A 15378-nucleotide genomic window follows, 5' to 3' on the forward strand; every position below is an offset into this window, starting at 1 on the left:
TTGAACCTTGAACCTTGAACCTTGAACCTTGAACCTTGAACCTTGAACCTTGAACCTTTTTAAAGTACCAAACTAACACCTAAGTTTGCAAAGTGCACTGGTGGTGCATATATTAAACTAAGTGATTGGGAGAATGCGCTTGGTTAAATACCTACTACTGTTGTTTGTTTTTTCTTATGTTTTTATAAACTCGGCTTTTGCTACTGTAAAAGTGGGCGTGACTCACTGGGTTGATTACACTAATCCGGATGAAACAGGCGTTTATATTGAATTATTAAAAGAAGTTTATGCGGATGAACAGCTCGAGTTTGATTTTAGTACTTACAAACGAATTACCAATTTATTTGAACAAAAACAATATGATATTGTTGTTGGTGTTGCTAAAGAGGATATTCCTTTAGCTTATTATCCTAATTGGTATTTAGACTACGATTACCCAATTAATGCGTATTTTGTAGATTCTGCTCATAAGTTTAATAAACTGTCTGATTTAAACAACAAAGTATTAAGCTGGCTCGATGGCTACAATTTCGATAAGTTTATTGAATACCCACACGATTATTACCCGGCTTCTACTATTGAAAACGCAGTGGCACTGCTACTCAATAAACGCATAGATGCTTTCGTTGATTTTGACTACAACATTCCCAAAGAGTACAAATCAAAGCTTAATTATGTAGAGGTTGTGCCAGCAAGGCCTATTTATTTAGCCTTTTCGAATAATGAAAAAGGGAAAGCCTTGGCGAGAAAATTTGACCAAACAATGCCAAAATTAAAATCATCGGGACGGTTGCAGGCATTATATAAATTAGATTATGAAAATACGCGTTTTGCAGAGTTTGACGCAAATAAAACAAAAATCGTATTAAGTAGTAACGATGAGTCTTTGCTACGACTGAACTCAGTTACCGAAGGAAAATCACTCGACGCGCAGCTTTATAAGTTAATTTTGGCTGAAATGCGAGATTACAGAATTGAGTTTGTAAAAGCGCCAGATACCAATGTTGAGGTGCAATTTGGCATTAGTCATTGTTTCGCCAACAAAATTAACACGCCAGAACGAGCAAGCCGCTATTTAATATCAAAGCCGTTTTCTTTGTATCTCGCACCGCGACTTTATTCTCCAAATAACTTGGCTCAATTTAAACATATAAAAAATTTAGACGAGTTGGTGTCACAAAGTGGATTAAGGTTGGGGTTATCAAAATTCAGAATATTCTCCGAAGACATTATGTCTCTACTTGAAGAGGTAGATAAAACTAAAATAAAACCAGCTCCCACTAATATATTCTCTAGATTACAACAATTAGCGAAGTTGCAAGAGTTTGATGCGTCTATTGAATACCCCAGTGATGTAGCCACGTATTGGCACGATATAACAGATGCTGATATTCACTCCTTTGATTTGAAATTAAAAACATCGTTTACTGTTGGGCATTTAATGTGTGAGCGCAGTGAAGAAAATATAAAATTTATGCAGAACTTTAATAATACACTTTCAAAATTAATTCAAAGCGATGAATATAAAGCGCTTATATACCACTTTGCGGCTGACTTACCTGCTGAACAGTTTAATAAAATTTATCAGCAAGCACTGTTAGATGAAGAGTGAGAACGCAAACACAACGTGGTTGTTTAACCGCTAGGGTAGGCATATTTATCATTGAAATAGTAAGCCGATGATAAAAATAAAGCCGCCTTTGTAAGGTAGATTAATATAACGCTGAATACTTGGCTCTGAAAATTCAAACAATGGCACTAACAAGTGCACCCGCGTCAGTAATACCGGCGTCTTTCATGGCTTGGCTAATCATTTGCACTAGCGCGACTACTTGAGATTGTGTTGATGAAACGATATTTGCCTGTGCTTCAATTTGTGCTTGTATGACCTCGTCTTCCGGATCGGATTGAGTTTTTAATTGAGAGAGTAGCTCTTTTTGTTGTTCAAGCTGCTGTTTAAGCTCTTTAAGTTGCTCTATCATTTTTGCGATATATTCAGGCATTTCTGAATTTGCTGTTTTTTCAGCGTTTTGCTCAGCCTCTTTTCCTGAGAGTTGATTGCGTTCTTTGTCTGATAATTGATAATCAGTGTTGTCCTGATTTTTTGTTGTGTCTTTTGTTTGTTGTGTAATATTTGTTTTTTCGGCTGTAATTTTAACGTCAAAGGCTGAGTGTTTATTTAGCTGTATCACGGTTTATTATCCATAATGTTATTCGTTACCAATTTAGCTATCGGCAGGAATGCTAAAGTACTAAAGCGATAAATACAAAAAATGATATCTCATTATTTATGCTCACTTCGATAATTATGCCTCTTATCGCTTATGTATTTACCAACCTCTAAATTTATTTTTTATTTTAAATTATATAATTTTTATATTGACACACTGAGTGCTTATTACTACATTTGTAATAGTTGAAAACTACAGTTGTAGTAATAGAGGTTAAAATGAAACTTAGTGAATTTGAATTAGACATAATGCAGTTGCTTTGGCAGCACGAGCCTTGTACTGCTAGCCAGTTACATAAAGCCCTACTTGCTGATACAAAAAAAGATAAGCAAGTAGCTTACACCACAGTAAAAACAATCGTTGATAGGTTAGAACAAAAACAAGCGATAGCTCGCTGCGGGCAAGAGGGGAGAGCGATTGTATTTAAATCAGTGATCACTCAAAGCGCATTTTCAGCACAAGCAATGCCTAGCTTCATGCAGCGTTTTTTTAAAGGTAACTCTCGCAGCTTAATTGCCCACTTTATTAAAGAAGAAAAGCTGAATGACGAGGATATTGAGTACCTACAATCGTTATTGAAAAATAAAAAGCAAGATTAAAGGAGAAGGCTATGATGGATTATTTTGTAACTTGCACAATTATTAGTGTGTGTTGTTTGCTTGCATCATTAGGGATGAAAAGTGCCCCTTCTAGATTAAATTTTTACGTAATAATGCTGGCTTTAATAGCCTGGTTTGTTCCTTGGCAATACTTTTCTCAATTGCCATTATTTGAAAGTACATCGCAATATATTGTTAATGTTGCTGAGTTTAGTTTTTTAAATACGTTAATAGCCCCTACCAGTGCGCAGGTCATAACATCAGAAAGTAGCATTATTGCACCAGTGAGTTGGTTACCATCATTAAACCATATTTTTAGTGTATTGCTGTTTAGTGGAATTGGCTTGTTTACATTGCGTGTTGCTATGTATGTAAAGTTAGTCAAAAACTTACAAGCTAACTCAAGCTTATATAGCACTTCAAAACGAGAAAACTGTATATACCCAATAAGATTCACCTCAATTGGAGGGCCTGCTTTTGCAACAGGATTAGTCAATCCGGTTGTTTGGCTTACTCCTGAGATGGAAAATCGAAAAGAATTAAACTCTGTTATTGAGCACGAATTAACGCACTTACAACAAGGTGATATTTATTGGACATGGCTAATTTGCTTTATAGAAAGTGTTTTTTGGTGGAACCCAATATGCTCAAAACTAGCGCGTTTGGCAAAAGAGCAGTTAGAGCTTAGTTGTGACGAAAAATGTATGCGTAAACTCAAAGGTAAGTATCAGTTAGATTTAGCCAGTTTGTTACTCTCTGAGCATGAAAAAAAATCTAAATATAACTTTTTCACTCCCCCTCTTTTGAATATTGAACACTCAAAGAGTTTTAATATTCAAAGGATCAAAATGTTAAACAAGGAAAAAACAATGAAAAGTAAACATATGGTAATGGCTTTGGCTGCACTGTCTTTTAGCGCGTTGGCAGCAGCACAAATTGTTGATGAAAATCCAAAGAATGACCAACATAGTGCGCAAAAACAGCCCGCTGCTAGTAATCAGTATAACCAACAGTTAGCGCAACTTTTAGAGGTAGCTGGTGATGCAAAAAGTGATCAACCAACACAACTAATACAAACGGCAAAAAATATTCAAAAATGGTATGCAAATAGAGATGTGCTATCAGGTTTTGAAGAGGGAAAAATTAAATTAGAAAGTTATACTTTACTCGTTCATGTTTTTTCTAAACTTGAACAATATGAAGATATCTTAAGTGCTTACGAAACATGGTATCCAGCAGGAAGCAACCCGCCATATTTTACGAAAAACTCGCTTGCTAATGCCTACATACAACTAGGTCGTTATGAACTGGCTATTGCTGAGTTAGAGGGGTTGTCTAGAGAGCTTGACGGTAACTTACACGAAGGTTCTGCTGGAAACTTAGCATTAGCTTATATTTATGCAGCAGATTACGACAATGCATTAGATACACTGCAACAAGGTAATTTAGAGGGAAGTGCTTATGGTGATGTTTTAAAATACTACATTTACGATCAGCAAAATAATCAAACAAAAATGGCTGAATTAAAAGGACGTTTACCAGCAGCCTTTGCGGTAACACCGGCTCTACTTCCTCGAGTAGGTATTCCACAATCACCGTTATTAGCTAAATTATAAATAAGCAAATATAAAAAAGCGTTGCCCTTGAGCAACGCTTTTATTTTTATCTTGTTTAGCCTTTAGCCTTTAGCCTTTAGCCTTTAGCCTTTAGCCTTTAGCCTTTAGCCTTTAGCCTTTAGCCTTTAGCCTTTATTCAGCGGCTAAATAGTCCAACACCACTTGGTGATGATCTTTGGTTTTGAATTTATCAAACAAGTGTTTAATTTTACCGTCTTGGCCTACTAAGAAAGTTAGGCGGTGAATACCATCATATTCTTTGCCCATAAATTTTTTGTAGCCCCACACCCCAAATGCCTCAGCAGTGGCATGATCTTCATCTGAAAGTAGATCAAAGTTTAATTCTTTTTTTGTTTCAAAGTTTTTAAGGCGCTTAATCGGATCTGGGCTTATGCCAACAACATGGGTGTTAAATTTAGCAAGCTCGGCTTGTTGGTCACGCAGGTTTTCGGCTTGTACTGTACAGCCAGGCGTTGACGCCTTAGGATAAAAGTATACCAGTACTTGTTTTTCTTTTAATAACTCGCTGAGCACGACGGTTTCGTCATTTTGGTTTTGTAAGCTAAAAGCCGGTGCTGTGTCGCCACTTTGTAATGGGGTAATTTTGTTCATGCTAAACTCCTTAGCGAATACGTCGAAAGATGTAATCTACGTTTAAAACGTGCGAAAGGTTTTCAAAACTAATTTTAAATTGGTCAATATCAACGTCAACGGGAATATTAAATTCAAGTTCACAGCGCATTTTAAGCTCAGTTTCTTCTTCGTAGGTGTCTGATTTTAATGAGCAAATATTAATATTATTATCTGCAAAAAAACGCGTTACTTTACTTAATGTGCCAGGGGTGTCTATGCCGGTATATTCTAAGGTATAGCCTGCACAAAACTCGCTTTGATTATGGCTTGAAGTACGCTTCATCATAGTGAGTAGTCCAAGCTCCATGCCTTTGGTCGGTAATGTATGCTCTATGCGGCTAATGGCTGACATATCACCGCTAAGTAGCATAATAAAGGTGAATTCGTTGCCTAAAATCGCAATACGGCTATCTATAATATTACAGTGGCAATCGCTTACGAGTTGCGTAAGTTCACTGACGATGCCCGATCTATCCTCGCCAATTGCGGTTAAAACAATTTGATGATTTGAAAATGCAGTCATGGGTTTTAAAGTACCTAAGTTACTTGGATGAAAACAACCGACTTGGCAACAAAAAAATAAACACGTAGCGTTGCACGGCGGCAAAGTTTAACACAAAACCCGCGTTAAACTATAGCAGCGGTTAATTTTAGGCGGTTAATAGTGCAGTGTTTCTTGTTTTTACAAGCTTGTGAAAGTACCATAGCAAAAATGTGTCTATTTGTAGCCTAGTCCGTTTGTTATCTCATAGGCTGAATGCAGTTAGGCAAGCAAATTATAAATGTAAAGTTAATATTGATTTTACACTGAACCAAATCGGCATTACCCACTCATATATTTGTTAAAACAATTAAGGGTATGCTAAGGAGAATTATCTGTGCAGTATTGGATCCCAAAAGCACTAGCAGTAAGTGTATTGGTAAGTTTGTCAGGGTGTAGTGTATTTACAAGTGATGCTCATAATGAGCGTAATTACCGCGCCCATGAGCCGGTTAAAGCGCCTGCATCGTTATCTCAACCCGCTCAAGATCCTGTTTATAAAATGGATGTGGGTCAATATGATAATAATCCGGAGGCAACAAACTATCGTCCGCCGGCGCAAGTTTTAACCATTGCTAAAGGCAGTTGGGTTGAGGAAGCAGATAAACAAGCGCGTATTTATTTTGATAAAAATGATGGCATTGATGATTTAGATGTATTCATTTGGGATTCGATTCAAGCCGTGCTTGCTGATAATAACATTAACGCAACACAGCAAGATAAAACGCAAGGAACACTCGTAACCGATTGGTACGCTATTGTAAAGCCTGAAGAAAGCTGGTTATGGGGCAATGATGAAAGCGTTGATTTAGAGCGTTTTAAATTTACCATTGAAGAAAAAGAACACCAACGCACAGCGTCTTTAACCGCTGAGCTTATTGATTTTAAAGGTGATAAGCCGCTAACTGATTTATTAAAACAACAGCTTGAAGTGCGTGCACTTAACCAAGTAGTGAGCGAGTTTGATTACCGCTACCGTCAGCTTGAAGTTGATATGCGTAAGCGTCAAGGGATCATCTCGTTAGAACTCGGGTTTGATAACAAAGGCAATGCCGCACTTGTTACTGAGCAAACGTATGACACCGTATTCGATCGCTTTTCTGGATTTTTAGAGCGTTTGTCGTTCACAATTGTTGAAGTAAACCAAGAGACAGGTTTAATTACAGCAGATTATGCGAAAGTAGAAAGCAGTGTGTGGGATTCAATTTGGGGCGATGAACCAACAGAGCTTCCAATTGATGAAGGTCAATACCAAATTTTGGTTAGCAAAACCAAACAAGGTGGCACCAGTCTAACGTGGATGGATGACAAAGGCGAAACGCTTGAACCAGGTACAATGAATGGGTTACAACAAGCATTAGAAGCGGCGTTAATCAAGCGCGGTATTAAAATTTAATAAATATAAATACTTCCCACAAAAAGAGCACTTAGCTCTTTTTGTGGTTTTTACAGGTTGAAAATATGTCTCAGTTAGATTCATCACGCCCAGCACCGGTCCAAAAAAGTTATGATTTGAAAGTATGGTTGGTTTTTTTAATTCCTTCTTTAATCGGTGTTTTTTTGTTCATGACGCCAGTGCCGTCTGGCGAAATAATGACGATCCCTATTGCGGTAATGGCAAAAGCAATTCAAGCCTTATTTAGTGAAATAGCACTAGGGCTAATAGCGACAATTATTTGTATTACTGGCGTTATGTCGTTGATATTTAGTGTGTTTAAACCGAAAAGCTTAACCAAATTTCGCTTGTTAAATCATTTATTTAATGTGAGTTGGATTTGGTTAGTAACACGGTTGTTTGGTATGGCGTTTGTGCTTTTAACTTATTTTCAAGTTGGGCCGCATGCTATTACCTCAGAAAATACCGGCTTGCTGGTATTGAAAGATTTATTACCGGTGTTGTTTTCGGTGTTTATTTTAGCGGGCTTGTTACTGCCGTTATTACTTAATTTTGGTTTACTTGAGCTGGTGGGTACCTTACTTACTAAAGTAATGCGTCCATTGTTTGGGGTGCCGGGGCGCAGTGCAGTTAACTGTGTTGCTTCATGGTTAGGTGATGGTAGCGTCGGTATTTTAATGACTGCGCGTCAGTATGAAGATAAATATTATACTCAACGTGAAGCTGCGATTATTGGTACCACTTTCTCTGCTGTATCAATTACCTTTTGTTTGGTTGTTATTGGCCAAGTAAAGCTTGAATACTTATTTGCACCCTTTTACCTAACCGTGTGTTTAGCGGGTGTAGTGGCTGCGATAATTGTTCCCCGTTTACCACCACTGCGGTTTAAAAAGGACGTGCTTATTGATGGTGAAGAGCCCGATGGAAACGCTGAATTGGTTCCTGAAGGCAAAACATTATTTAAGCATTCACTTGATGTTGCATTAACTAAAGCAGAAAAAGCACCAGGCTTAAAAGGCACAATTGAAGAGGGCTTACACAACGCATTTGATATGGTGTTTGCAGTATTACCTGTGGTAATGGCTGTGGGTACATTTGCGTTAATTATTGCTGAGTACACGCCGATATTTCAATATTTAGGTATGCCGTTTATTCCATTTTTAGAATTACTACAAATACCTGAAGCTGAAATGGCGGCGCAAACGATTATGGTGGGATTTGCAGATATGTTTATTCCGTCTATTTTAGCCGCAGGCTCAATTGAAAGCGATGTAACACGCTTTATTATTGCTGCCATGAGTGTAACGCAACTTATTTATATGTCTGAAGTGGGCGCACTTTTATTGGGTAGTAAAATACCGGTTAATATTTTTGAGCTATTTGTTATTTTTATTCTCAGAACCTTAGTAACCTTGCCTGTTATTGCCTTAATGGCACACTGGTTAGTTGGTTAGAACAATCATTTAAACGAAAAAAAGCCCTGATTATTCAGGGCTTTTTTGTTTCTTTGCTTTGCGCAGATGAGCGTGGTGCTGAGGGTTTAAACTCGCTTTTTGCACTTAAACGCAGCAGTACTAAATTGCCGATAACAATAGCCAGTACAATCACGATAACGAGTACGATTTGCCAAATTTGCATTGCGATGCTCTTATTTTTTATTAAGCGATAATTATGACCACTTTAAATAAAAGCTGCAATCCTCTCGAGGGCTGTAAATAAGCAATTAAAACCGTTGTGCCACCGACAAGGTTAAAAAGTTAATCCCTGGGTTCGGCGCTTTAAATCCGGCGTTTGAATAGTGAATAATTCGCAGCGCTACATTGGTTTCACCAAAATCCGCCACTAGGCCTATCCTATCTTCAAACTGATAGTGAGTACTTAGGTTTTTATCGGCAAAATAGCGCTCATCAAGTAATGAAAAACCAATGCCAGCCTCTACATAAAAGGGGGTGTTGTATACACTAAATGCTGGAAATTGCACCACCGGTGACACAGCCAAGACCACGTTGGATTGTGATTGTTGATCATGGCGGTATTGCCACACGTTAACGCTGCTTTCTAAATAAAAACGAGCATCGCCGACAAAGTTTTGCATTCCTTGAGGGTGATATTGATACGCAAGCTTTGCCCCTGTTACATTGCCTTCTCCTTTTAAAAAATCGACGGCATAACCATGGTTAGAGGATGCATAAGCGGCTTTGGTAGCCAATATAAACAGGGTAAAAACAAGAACAAAAAGTCTGTTGTATGAGGTTTTCATTACGGCCAACTAGGGTTTAAGTCAAAATAGTAAAGGGATAATAAGGGCGGTGAATTGGTGTTTTCAATGAGGACAAAAAGCCGCTTGTATATGGCTTGTTAACTGATTTATTTAACCAATTGAATTTATTTAATTAATTCAATTGGTGCCAATTAGGCATTAATAAGTTGCTTATTTATGCCTTTTTTATTGCCTGTTATTTGCGTAAATTACGCTTAAATTAATTATCTAAACTATGCATTTTTTATGAAACTTATAAAGCTTTTAATGGTTATTGCTGTTTTTTTCAGTAGTACTTTGTATGCACAAACGCAGCCATCACCTAAGCAGTTATTGCAAACTGTAGCAGAATCATTATTTAACGATATTGGACAGGTAAATGCGAAAGGCGATGCCAGTAAAGAAGCTATGTCGTTAATTGTTCAGCAGCGTTTAATGCCACATATTGATGTTAAGTTTGTGTCGTTTAAATTATTAGGTAAGCATATTAAAGGTATTAACCGCGACCAAGGTGTTGCGTTTATTAATGCTGTAGAGCATTACTTAACAGGAACTTATGCCGGTGCGCTTATGAAGTACACAGGGCAGGATGTAATATTTGAGCAAGACTCTGCTGCAAGCGATTCTAAATTTGCTACGGTTAAAACGCAAATTATTGAACCGAATAAGCCAACCATTGATTTGCACTTTAAACTGCGTTTAGGTAATAACAATCAGTGGAAGGTATACGATATTGTTGCAGAGGGAATTTCGTTACTCAGTGCTAAGCAAAAAGAGATCATTCAACGTATTTCTGATGTGGGATTAGACCAAGTCACAGCAGAACTTCAGCAAAGTTAGTACTTTTGCAATTAACAGCTCCAACCTTAAAAGCAGCTAATGACGTATGTCGTTAGCTGCTTTTGTATTTTGGCCTATATTGCATGAGTTTACGCTAGCTTGGCTACCTAGCTGTGGTAGAATATTGGCTTCTTTGATTAAGCGTGGTGTCAGCTAAATACTGTTATAACTGACTACTCACCCGAGCTACACTGGAGTTGTGTTGTTTTAATGGAAAATGTACTAATTTGGCCAAAGGAATACCCGTTACTGGTCAAAGGGCTGGTTGAACAAAACGGTGCCTTCATTTTAGATGCTTTAGAAGCTTGGCCCGCCTGTCGCTCTACTGAAGAAGATAATGGTGTATGCACCACTGTTTTACCCCCAATTTATTATTTAACCTGGTTAACCCCCTTAGAGCCATTTGAAGAGTGTTATTTTCAGCATATTTCTGAATATGATGAAAACGCACAAGAGTATATTGCTGCACTGAAAGAGCATTATTTTGCCAATGATTACAGCATAGAAAATATTGTGCTAATGCTGTGTCAGCGACTTGAAAAGTATGCAAGTGTGTCGGCGCAAAATAACATTGAAACACCACTTTCTTTAATTAGCTTATTTTTTAGTAAACGCTTTTTTACCCTGATAGAGCATGCACTAGAGCAAGGTGCAAAGCTCTCAGCTGAAGATACCTTATCTATTTGGAAAGAGGTCGATTTTAGAGAGCGTTTAAGTGCGCATATTCCCCAGTCGATTGCTGATATTGATCACTTAGCAGAGCTGACCAGCGAAAAAGTGGCTGCTGGCAAAGATTACTTTACTTTGTTAACTCAGGTGTCTCCTGATGTTGACTCTATTGTGTTGTTAGAAAATGCCTTACTTGCGCATTTAAACAAGAAAAAAGCTAAGCAAACCATGGCAATGCGCTTTATTGAGCAAGGCGCCACGGGCACCTTAACCGATACAGATGATAAAACAGCATTTATGTGGGCGGCAGAAAAAGGCTACGTAAATGTAGTAGAAACACTCCTGCAGTACCAAGATAAAAAAGCGGTAGACGGCCAAGGTAATACAGCGCTGCATTACGCGGTGATAAGTAAAAACGAATCGTTAATGATTTTACTGCTCAAAGCAGGATATGACTTTAGAGCGCGAAATAACGAGGGGTTAAGTTGTTACCGATTAGCGGTTAGTATAAAAGCCAGCAACTTAGTTAAGTGCCTCGAGCGTGACTTTGGTATTAAAGAGTTATCGCCAGAGGGGCAGCTAGAGCGAATTAAAAAGGTGCATGTGCTACATGCGGTTGTGGCTTTATTATTACCGCTACAGTTATTTTTCTTTTTTGATGAAAACATCACTATAAAAAGTGAGCTTACTCTTTTTATGACCATGACGGCGGTGGTGTGTTTTTTCTTTGCAACGAACTTAAAGCGTTGCTCATTGTATCCGCATGTAAAACACCCATGGGGATTGTTTTTAATACGAATGATGTCGGTTTTTAGTCTTGTTGCACAACTAGGTTTAGCCTGTATTGTGGGGCTGGCAGCTTTAAGCGAGTTAGTTTAAAAGTTAATGTTTTGCTACAAAAAAACGCGCTAACTAGCGCGTTTTTGCATTGTTGGATATTTATTACGGATTGTTTTTATCGTGCTCGTGTGCAGCTTTTTCTTCAGCGAGCTCATCTTTAAGCTTGCGAATTTTAAGCCCAAGTTCTTGCCCTCTATGGCGCGCATAATAAGTACAGCCAATAAACATAGATGAGGCAAATAATAACTCAAGTAATACCCATATAAGCTCATCTTGTGCGACCCACAGCAATGTAAAGCCATGAATAAAGTAAAACATAACAATAAAATTAGCCCACGCATAGGTGTAGGTTTTATCTTGTAATATGCCTTTTAATGGCAGTAATAGTGGCAATACATACACTAAGAAAAGAAAGGTGTTACTGTGGCCGTCTCTAGGGGCTAATACAAACATCCATAACGGCATTAAAATAAGCAGACCAATATAACCAAATAAGGCTAGGCGCTGAAATTTAATGGTAATCGGTTTTTTAGCAGGCTCGCTTGCTTGAATCATTTAAGTTTACTCGCAACTTGAGTCAGGCGTTTTCCTACGCTTTGACATATTTTAATTTCATCCTTACTCAGGGTTGAGCTGTTATTGCTACCTGCAACATGAGAGGCGCCATAAGGTGTTCCTCCTGTTTCGGTGCCGAGCAACTCAGGTACATCGTAGGGTACGCCCATCAACATCATCCCATGGTGTAACAAAGGCAATGACAAATTGAGTAGGGTTGCTTCATTGCCACCATGCATACTGCTTGATGATGAAAACACACAGGCAGGTTTATCGATAAGTTGGCCTTTGAGCCAAAGATCGCTGGTGGTTTCCCAAAACGTTTTTGCTTGTGAGGCCATCATGCCAAAGCGGGTCGGCGTACCAAATGCAAGCCCGTCGCATGCAACTAAATCATCTTTACTGATCACAATGTCATGCGGGTTTTTGGCCACAAAAGTACGCAGTAATGCGGTTGCGCCTTGTTGCTCTATTGACTCTGCAATCTCATGCGCCATAGCCTCTACTGAGCCATGGCTTGAGTGATACAGCACCACGATGGTTGTGCTCATTATAGAACGCTTAATACGTTTTCAGGCGGGCGACCTAGGGCGGCTTTATTGTTATTTACTACAATAGGGCGCTCAATTAGTTTTGGGTGATTGACCATGGCATCAATAAGCACTGACTCGCTGTTTTCATCTTTTAAATTAAGTGCTTTGTACTGCTCTTCTTTGGTGCGCATCAAATCACGTGCCGAATTAAACCCAAGTTGAGAAACTAAGGTACTAATTTGCTCATGAGAAAGGGGTGTTTTTAAGTATTCAACAACACTCGGTTCAATGTTTTTACTTTGTAATAGGTTAAGGGTTTCGCGTGATTTTGAACAACGCGGATTATGATAAATAGTAACTGACATAAAAATACATCCAAAGTATAAATTGTGGCTATTTTAGGTGAACTCACTAAAGACTTAAAGCCTCGCAAGCTCTTTTTGCAATAACCGATACTGTGTGAGTAACGCTTTTAAGCGCTGTTGCTTAACATTTTCACTTGGCTCTACAAAATTAAGCGCTTTTTGTATTTCATCGGCCGCTTTTAAATACGCACCATACTGAGATAATACATCGGCATTGGCTTCATGGTAGGCCGCCAATTTTTCTTGTTTTTTGTAGGCGTCAGTTAAAAGCTGTTTGCCTAAACTGTGATCGGGTTTTTCCAGTAAAAACGACTTTAATATATTTTCAGCTAACTCATATTGCTCAGCCTCTAGTGCCGCGTTGGCGTAATTTAAGGTGATCACTTGGTTATTTGGCCGATAATTATTTAGCTCGCTTAAGTAACTAACAGCCTCTGCGGCTTTTTTTTGTGCAATGAGTAAATCTGTTTTGGTATCAATATAAAATAAGTTTTTAGGATCGTCTGCTAGTAACTTATCAAGTATAGGCTGTGCTTCATCCGTCTTTTTTTGATCAAGCAAACTAATAGCTAAGCCGTACTGTAATGCTACGTTGTTATAGGTGTTTTCGCGCATTAACTTTCTAAATAAGGCTTCTGCGTTTTCGGGTTTGTTATCGTAACGCGCCAGGACTCGGCTTTTTGCTAAGTCAAAATCAAGGCTCGAGCTTACCTGGCGTTTAGGGTATTGCTCGGCGCGAAGGCGAACATCTGACACACGACTTTCAGGAAGAGGGTGAGTGAGTAAAAACGCCGGTGGTTTATATTTATAACGAATTTGTGCGGCAAGTTTAGTTAAAAATTCACTTGATGCTCTGGCATCAAACCCTGCGTTGTTGAGGGTTTGCATGCCCATTCTGTCTGCTTCTTGCTCGGCAGAACGGCTATGTGTCAGCTGACTGAAAGCTGATTGTGTTTGGCTGGCTGAAATAATAGCCATACCGGCATCAGGGGCTACAACCGCGGCTAAAATACCAGCAATCATGCCTGCAATGGTAAGCCCGCTATTATCTTGTTGCTGCTGAATGCGCCTTGCTAAGTGGCGCTGTGTAACGTGTGCAATTTCATGGCCAAGAACCGATGCAAATTGACTCTCGTTATCGGCTTGGGCTATTAATCCGGTGTGTACACCAACATGGCCGCCATAAAATGCAAATGCATTGATTTCGGGATTATTTAACCAAAAGAATGAAAACCCAAAACGTACATCATTGGCGTTAGCAACTAACTTTCTACCTAAAGTTGTTAGGTATTCATCAAGCACCGGATCGTTAATCAAAGGCGATGAGCCTCTGATCTGCATCATCATCACTTCACCAATCGCTTTTTCTTTTTCAATTGGCAATGCTTGTAAGGCTGAAGTGCCTAAGTCGGGCAGTTGAAGATTGGTTTGTGCCTTTAACGGCTCACTTATCAGTAGGCTAAATGTAAGCGCTGCACTGCATAAAGTGATAAAGGCTGATTTTAGCTGCATTATATTCCTTGTTTATTTTTTATCAGGGGCACTAGCACTTGAAGGATCATCTGTGTATAAACGGCTGTCCTTTTCACATAGTTGATAAAACGCCTTTATTGTGACCCCATCAACCTTAACAATGTTCAATTGAGTTTGTAAAAAAGCAATAATTTTATGAACCACTTTGTGAGAATGTAATATAAGCGCTTTATCTGCCTCATCGCCTTGGTCTAAGTAAAAGCCAATGAATTTATGTAACTGATTAATGCGAATAACGGTTTTCATCGTCAATGGATCCCATAACCTAAACTCCATTGTCTCATCATGTCGTGCGTACCTATCGATGGCGGTATCATTAGAAAAAGGGAAGGCTTGTAATTCAAAACCACGCTCGGTAAACACTTGATGCAGTGAAATTCGTGGTTTGTTATTGCTTTCTTTTTCATAAAGCTCGTTGGGGTCTATTCCCAGCGCTTCTAAATTCCAATTGCGTTTGTCGATAATACGCTTAATGGCATTATCAAATCCGTGATCTAAAATACTTTCACATTCACTTACCGATGAAGCCACTAAATGATAAAAATGCGGCAGCTCCCCCCAATTAATTTGCTTTTTAAACCAATTAATTTCTTTGAGAGTTGGATTGCTAGGCAATTGCGCTTTATTATGCGAATTAGGCATTAACGTATCCTGATAGCTAACGATGTTATAAGGATAAACCATTGCAGAGGTTGTTTTAAGAAAAAGTTAAATTTAACTGCGGTTAATCTCAATTGGCCCTGTTATAGGACTTATTATTAATGTGA

General features: G+C 38.6%; 17 protein-coding genes. 7 read left to right on the top strand and 10 right to left on the bottom strand.

The window, feature by feature from the left end; translation table 11 throughout:
- Positions 1-133 precede the first annotated feature (133 nt).
- On the top strand, positions 134-1612 hold the full coding sequence (locus N523_RS0110710) for a substrate-binding periplasmic protein (protein ID WP_028835020.1): 1479 nt from the start codon (positions 134-136) through the stop codon (positions 1610-1612).
- 133 nt (positions 1613-1745) lie between these two features.
- On the opposite strand, the gene N523_RS0110715 is transcribed toward N523_RS0110710, so the two are convergent.
- A complete protein-coding gene (locus N523_RS0110715; protein ID WP_028835021.1) occupies positions 1746-2192 on the bottom strand; it encodes a hypothetical protein in 447 nt (148 codons plus the stop codon).
- 257 nt (positions 2193-2449) lie between these two features.
- Here N523_RS0110715 and N523_RS0110720 point away from each other — a divergent pair, with 257 nt between their 5' ends.
- On the top strand, positions 2450-2830 hold the full coding sequence (locus N523_RS0110720) for a BlaI/MecI/CopY family transcriptional regulator (RefSeq protein WP_028835022.1): 381 nt from the start codon (positions 2450-2452) through the stop codon (positions 2828-2830).
- An 11-nt stretch (positions 2831-2841) separates the two neighbouring features.
- The gene (locus tag N523_RS0110725; RefSeq protein WP_028835023.1) at positions 2842-4446 is read left to right on the top strand and encodes a M56 family metallopeptidase; all 1605 of its coding nucleotides are present in this window, start codon (positions 2842-2844) and stop codon (positions 4444-4446) included.
- A 132-nt stretch (positions 4447-4578) separates the two neighbouring features.
- Here N523_RS0110725 and bcp read toward each other — a convergent pair whose 3' ends face one another.
- Together bcp and N523_RS0110735 are read right to left on the bottom strand one after the other, a co-directional pair.
- Positions 4579-5058: a thioredoxin-dependent thiol peroxidase gene (gene bcp, locus N523_RS0110730; protein ID WP_028835024.1), complete on the bottom strand. Its 480-nt coding sequence runs from the start codon at positions 5056-5058 to the stop codon at positions 4579-4581.
- Between the two features lie 10 nt (positions 5059-5068).
- Positions 5069-5602, bottom strand: a complete 534-nt coding sequence (locus N523_RS0110735; protein WP_013465263.1) for a glycine cleavage system protein R — start codon at positions 5600-5602, stop codon at positions 5069-5071.
- A 355-nt stretch (positions 5603-5957) separates the two neighbouring features.
- Between N523_RS0110735 and bamC the strand changes: the two genes are divergently transcribed.
- A complete protein-coding gene (gene bamC / locus N523_RS0110740) occupies positions 5958-7016 on the top strand; it encodes an outer membrane protein assembly factor BamC (protein ID WP_028835025.1) in 1059 nt (352 codons plus the stop codon).
- 65 nt (positions 7017-7081) lie between these two features.
- Positions 7082-8470: a YjiH family protein gene (locus tag N523_RS0110745; RefSeq protein WP_024601116.1), complete on the top strand. Its 1389-nt coding sequence runs from the start codon at positions 7082-7084 to the stop codon at positions 8468-8470.
- A 34-nt stretch (positions 8471-8504) separates the two neighbouring features.
- On the opposite strand, the gene N523_RS19360 is transcribed toward N523_RS0110745, so the two are convergent.
- Together N523_RS19360 and N523_RS0110755 are read right to left on the bottom strand one after the other, a co-directional pair.
- A complete protein-coding gene (locus tag N523_RS19360) occupies positions 8505-8654 on the bottom strand; it encodes a DUF2897 family protein (protein WP_076916055.1) in 150 nt (49 codons plus the stop codon).
- A gap of 85 nt (positions 8655-8739) precedes the next feature.
- On the bottom strand, positions 8740-9276 hold the full coding sequence (locus N523_RS0110755; RefSeq protein WP_028835026.1) for an acyloxyacyl hydrolase: 537 nt from the start codon (positions 9274-9276) through the stop codon (positions 8740-8742).
- Positions 9277-9522: 246 nt separating this feature from the next.
- On the opposite strand from N523_RS0110755, the gene N523_RS0110760 reads away from it, so the two are divergent.
- Positions 9523-10116, top strand: a complete 594-nt coding sequence (locus N523_RS0110760) for an MlaC/ttg2D family ABC transporter substrate-binding protein (protein ID WP_028835027.1) — start codon at positions 9523-9525, stop codon at positions 10114-10116.
- A 210-nt stretch (positions 10117-10326) separates the two neighbouring features.
- Positions 10327-11664 (top strand): ankyrin repeat domain-containing protein, encoded by a 1338-nt coding sequence (locus N523_RS0110765; RefSeq protein WP_013465257.1) that lies wholly within the window; start codon positions 10327-10329, stop codon positions 11662-11664.
- A 63-nt stretch (positions 11665-11727) separates the two neighbouring features.
- Here the strand turns inward: N523_RS0110765 and N523_RS0110770 are convergent, their stop codons facing one another.
- The 5 genes from N523_RS0110770 to N523_RS0110790 are packed head-to-tail and all read right to left on the bottom strand — an operon-like array spanning position 11728 to position 15253.
- The gene (locus N523_RS0110770; RefSeq protein ID WP_013465256.1) at positions 11728-12180 is read right to left on the bottom strand and encodes a DUF2069 domain-containing protein; all 453 of its coding nucleotides are present in this window, start codon (positions 12178-12180) and stop codon (positions 11728-11730) included.
- Positions 12177-12731, bottom strand: coding sequence for an NAD(P)H:quinone oxidoreductase (wrbA, locus tag N523_RS0110775; RefSeq protein ID WP_013465255.1), 555 nt, complete (start codon positions 12729-12731; stop codon positions 12177-12179). Before wrbA ends, N523_RS0110770 begins: the two co-directional genes overlap by 4 nt.
- Positions 12731-13078, bottom strand: a complete 348-nt coding sequence (gene arsC, locus N523_RS0110780; RefSeq protein WP_024601122.1) for an arsenate reductase (glutaredoxin) — start codon at positions 13076-13078, stop codon at positions 12731-12733. Before arsC ends, wrbA begins: the two co-directional genes overlap by 1 nt.
- Before the next feature lie 54 nt (positions 13079-13132).
- Entirely contained in the window at positions 13133-14590 is a 1458-nt protein-coding gene (locus tag N523_RS0110785) for a M48 family metalloprotease (RefSeq protein ID WP_013465253.1), read from the bottom strand.
- 12 nt (positions 14591-14602) lie between these two features.
- A complete protein-coding gene (locus N523_RS0110790; protein ID WP_013465252.1) occupies positions 14603-15253 on the bottom strand; it encodes a hypothetical protein in 651 nt (216 codons plus the stop codon).
- Between the last annotated feature and the right edge of the window lie 125 nt (positions 15254-15378).

Source organism: Pseudoalteromonas sp. 23_GOM-1509m (assembly GCF_000518425.1).
GTDB classification, from domain to species: domain Bacteria; phylum Pseudomonadota; class Gammaproteobacteria; order Enterobacterales; family Alteromonadaceae; genus Pseudoalteromonas; species Pseudoalteromonas tetraodonis.

What these genes read in the sequence shown, in the direction of transcription:
- N523_RS0110735 (WP_013465263.1), bottom strand. Translation starts at nt 5,602, where the DNA reads ATGACTGCATTTTCAAATCATCAAATTGTTTTAACCGCAATTGGCGAG.
- N523_RS0110745 (WP_024601116.1), top strand. Translation starts at nt 7,082, where the DNA reads ATGTCTCAGTTAGATTCATCACGCCCAGCACCGGTCCAAAAAAGTTAT.
- N523_RS19360 (WP_076916055.1), bottom strand. Translation starts at nt 8,654, where the DNA reads ATGCAAATTTGGCAAATCGTACTCGTTATCGTGATTGTACTGGCTATT.
- N523_RS0110755 (WP_028835026.1), bottom strand. Translation starts at nt 9,276, where the DNA reads ATGAAAACCTCATACAACAGACTTTTTGTTCTTGTTTTTACCCTGTTT.
- N523_RS0110725 (WP_028835023.1), top strand. Translation starts at nt 2,842, where the DNA reads ATGATGGATTATTTTGTAACTTGCACAATTATTAGTGTGTGTTGTTTG.
- N523_RS0110790 (WP_013465252.1), bottom strand. Translation starts at nt 15,253, where the DNA reads ATGCCTAATTCGCATAATAAAGCGCAATTGCCTAGCAATCCAACTCTC.
- arsC (WP_024601122.1), bottom strand. Translation starts at nt 13,078, where the DNA reads ATGTCAGTTACTATTTATCATAATCCGCGTTGTTCAAAATCACGCGAA.
- N523_RS0110760 (WP_028835027.1), top strand. Translation starts at nt 9,523, where the DNA reads ATGAAACTTATAAAGCTTTTAATGGTTATTGCTGTTTTTTTCAGTAGT.
- N523_RS0110785 (WP_013465253.1), bottom strand. Translation starts at nt 14,590, where the DNA reads ATGCAGCTAAAATCAGCCTTTATCACTTTATGCAGTGCAGCGCTTACA.
- bcp (WP_028835024.1), bottom strand. Translation starts at nt 5,058, where the DNA reads ATGAACAAAATTACCCCATTACAAAGTGGCGACACAGCACCGGCTTTT.
- N523_RS0110710 (WP_028835020.1), top strand. Translation starts at nt 134, where the DNA reads ATGCGCTTGGTTAAATACCTACTACTGTTGTTTGTTTTTTCTTATGTT.
- N523_RS0110770 (WP_013465256.1), bottom strand. Translation starts at nt 12,180, where the DNA reads ATGATTCAAGCAAGCGAGCCTGCTAAAAAACCGATTACCATTAAATTT.
- N523_RS0110765 (WP_013465257.1), top strand. Translation starts at nt 10,327, where the DNA reads ATGGAAAATGTACTAATTTGGCCAAAGGAATACCCGTTACTGGTCAAA.
- wrbA (WP_013465255.1), bottom strand. Translation starts at nt 12,731, where the DNA reads ATGAGCACAACCATCGTGGTGCTGTATCACTCAAGCCATGGCTCAGTA.
- N523_RS0110720 (WP_028835022.1), top strand. Translation starts at nt 2,450, where the DNA reads ATGAAACTTAGTGAATTTGAATTAGACATAATGCAGTTGCTTTGGCAG.